The sequence below is a fragment of the Frankia sp. AiPs1 genome (genome assembly GCF_023716945.1).
Taxonomy (GTDB): Bacteria; Actinomycetota; Actinomycetes; order Frankiales; family Frankiaceae; genus Frankia.
Genome location: NZ_JAMQQF010000617.1, coordinates 1 through 3,440, shown reverse-complemented (window position 1 = coordinate 3,440; position 3,440 = coordinate 1). Strand labels below are relative to the sequence as shown.

3 protein-coding genes are annotated in these 3,440 nt (G+C 72.0%); all 3 read left to right on the top strand.

The features are described from left to right. Positions 1 to 1,250: leucyl aminopeptidase (locus tag ND748_RS28340; protein WP_251749250.1), on the top strand; the 1,250-nt coding region annotated here is incomplete at its 5' end. A gap of 339 nt (positions 1,251 to 1,589) precedes the next feature. Beyond that, entirely contained in the window at positions 1,590 to 2,972 is a 1,383-nt protein-coding gene (lpdA, locus tag ND748_RS28335) for a dihydrolipoyl dehydrogenase (protein WP_251749249.1), read from the top strand. 145 nt (positions 2,973 to 3,117) lie between these two features. Then, the coding region (locus ND748_RS28330; protein WP_285902826.1) for a biotin/lipoyl-containing protein at positions 3,118 to 3,440 on the top strand (323 nt) is incomplete at its 3' end.

The window sequence follows — 3,440 nt, the reverse complement described above, 5'->3', positions numbered from 1 at the left end:
CGGCGGTGCGGGCGCTGGCCGGGACCGGATCCGTGGCGCTGGCCCTGGCCGCCGCGCCCGGCGCGGTCACCGCGGAGTCGCTCCGGGCCGTGGCCGAGGGCGCGCTGCTCGGTACCTACTCCTCCTTCGACCGCCTGCGCACCACCTCGGCGAAGGGCCTGCCCACTCCGGTCGGCGCGCTGACGCTCCTCGTGGACGACAGGTCCCTGCCGCTCGCGCAGGAGGAGATCGACCGGGCGGTGGTCGTCGCCGAGTCGGTCGTCCTGGTCCGGGATCTGGTGAACACCCCGCCGAGTCACCTTTCCCCGGCCCTGCTCGCCGACGTCGCCGTCGAGAAGGCGACCGCCGCCGGCGTCACCGTCGAGGTACTCGACGAGGTGGCGCTGGCCGAGGGCGGCTTCGGCGGGATCATCGGGGTCGGGCAGGGGTCCGCCAACCCGCCCCGGCTGATCCGCCTCGAGTGGCGCGGCGGTGGCGAGGGCCCGGCGCTCGCGTTGGTCGGCAAGGGCATCACCTTCGACTCCGGTGGCCTGTCGCTGAAGCCCCCGACGGCGATGGAGTGGATGAAGACGGACATGGCCGGCGCGGCCGCGGTCCTCGCCACGGTCGTCGCCGCGGCGCGCCTGCGGCTGCCGGTCACGGTGACCGGCTGGATGCCCTGCGCGGAGAACATGCCCTCGGGCGAGGCGATCCGACCCTCGGACGTGCTGACGCTGCGCGGCGGCACCCGGGTCGAGGTGCTCAACACCGACGCCGAGGGCCGCCTCGTCCTCGCCGACGCCCTCGTCCGGGCCGCCGAGGAGGCACCGGACCTGATCGTGGACATCGCGACGCTGACCGGCGCCCAGATCGTGTCGCTGGGCCAGCGCACGAGCGGGGTGATGGGCCGCGACGGGGCCGTCGAGGCGGTGACGACGGCCGCCGTCGCGACCGGGGAGAGCGTCTGGCCGATGCCGCTGCCGCCGGAACTGCGCAAGGGGCTGGACTCCCTGGTCGCCGACATCGCGAACGTCCCGCCCGGCGGCAGCCGGGAAGGCGGGATGCTGGTCGCGGCGCACTTCCTCGCCCACTTCGTGCCCGACGAGGCGAGCTGGGCGCACATCGACATCGCCGGTCCGTCGTGGAACGGCGGGCAGCCCTACGGGCACACGCCCAAGGGCGGCACCGGCGTGATCGTCCGCACGCTCATCCAGCTCGCCGAGAACCGCGCCGGCGCGCCGTCGAGCCACGGCCCCGCGGTCTCCGACTGACCGATCGCCGACCGACCCCCGATCGACCGACCGGGCGGGTGGCAGAGCGGCGATTGCGACTACACCTCGCGCGATGCAGCCCACTCGCCCATCCGAGCGGAAGGGGGCCCCTGGCGTGAAAGACTGGGTTCGGACCGACGTGGTGTGGCGAGTCGTGGCCTGAAACGCCGGCCCGAAGGGCACGTCGATGCCGGCGTCCCCGGCCGCACACGGTGACGATCACCGTCGGCGCGGCCGGCCGTGTCACCGGCGTCGCGGGCACGCGACACCGGTGGGTACGGGTCACACTCCCGGCATCACCGGCACAACCATAGAAGTCAACGAGAAGGGACCTCTGGCGTGGCGGATTCAGCGGCCGGTCCCGTCGACCTGGTCATCCTCGGTGGCGGCAGCGGCGGATACGCCGCCGCGCTGCGCGCCGCGGAACTCGACCTGAGCGTCGTTCTGATCGAGAAGGACAAGCTCGGCGGCACCTGCCTGCACCGAGGCTGCATCCCGACCAAGGCGCTGCTGCATTCGGCGGAGATTGTCGACAACATCAATGAGAGCGAATCCTTCGGGATCCGCTCCACCTTCGACGGCATCGACATGGCGAAGGTCAACTCCTACAAGGACTCGGTCATCGCCGGCCTGTTCAAGGGGCTGACCGGCCTGATCAAGTCACGCGGCATCGAGGTGGTCGAGGGATTCGGCCGGCTCGCCTCGCCGACGTCCGTCGCCGTCGGTGACCGGGTCATCGAGGGCCGGCACGTCCTGCTCGCCACCGGCTCGTACTCGAAGTCCCTGCCCGGTCTGGACATCGACCACGACAAGGTCATCACCAGCGACGACGCCCTGACCCTCGACCACGTGCCGGCATCCGCCGTGGTCCTCGGGGCCGGCGCCATCGGCTGCGAGTTCGCCTCGGTCTGGCGCTCCTACGGCGCCGAGGTGACGATCGTCGAGGCGTTGCCGCATCTGGTGCCGCTGGAGGACGAGTCCAGCTCCAAGCTGCTCGAGCGCGCCTTCCGTAAGAGGGGCATCGCCCAGCATCTCGGCGCCCGCTTCGCCGGCGTGAAGACGACCGACCAAGGGGTCACCGTCTCGCTCGAGAGCGGCACGACCATCGAGGCCGAGCTGCTGCTCGTCGCGGTGGGCCGCGGACCGGTCTCGACCGGCCTCGGCTACGAGGAGGTCGGCATCGCGACCGACCGCGGCTACGTACTGGTCGACCGCTTCCTGCGCACGAACGTCCCCACCGTGTCCGCGCTCGGCGACCTGCGGCCGGGTCTGCAGCTCGCCCACGTGGGGTTCGCGGAGGGCATCTTCGTCGCCGAACAGCTCGCCGGGCTCAACCCGGTGCCGGTCGACTACGACAACGTCCCGCGGGTCACCTACTCCCACCCCGAGGTGGCGTCGGTCGGGCTGACCGCCGCGGCCGCCCGGGAGCGCTTCGGCGACATCAGCACGGTCACCTACAACCTGGCGGGCAACGGCAAGTCGCAGATCCTCAAGACCGCCGGCGCGGTGACGCTCGTCGCCGTCCCCGACGGCCCGGTGGTCGGCGTCCACATGGTCGGCGACCGGGTGGGCGAGCTCATCGCCGAGGCCCAGCTCATCACGAACTGGGAGGCCTTCCCCGCCGAGGTCGCCCAGTTGATCCACCCCCATCCCACTCTGTCCGAGGCTCTCGGCGAGGCGCACCTGGCGCTGGCCGGCAAGCCCCTTCACGTCCACGGCTAGGGCGATCGCCCAGGGATCGGTCCGCGACCGGGTTCGCCCCGCGGCCTGATCCCGCCCAGGTACTCACGTTCACGCCAAAGCATGAGCGCCTCCGGCCGGCCGCTTGCGCGGTGCATGCCGGACGCGACGAAGGAGTCGTTCCAGCATGTCTGTATCTGTCACGATGCCCCGGCTCGGGGAAAGTGTCTCCGAGGGAACCGTCACCCGTTGGCTGAAGCAGGAGGGTGAGCGCGTCGAGGCCGACGAGCCGCTTCTCGAGGTCAGCACGGACAAGGTCGACACCGAGATTCCTGCCCCCGCCTCCGGTGTCATCAGCTCCATCAAGGTCGCGGAGGACGAGACCGTCGAGGTCGGCGTCGAGCTCGCGGTCATCGACGACGGCTCCGGCGGCGGTTCCGCCGCCGCCGCCCCCGCCGAGGCCCCCGCTCCCGCCGCGGAGCCCGAACCCGAACCCGAACCGGCCAAGCC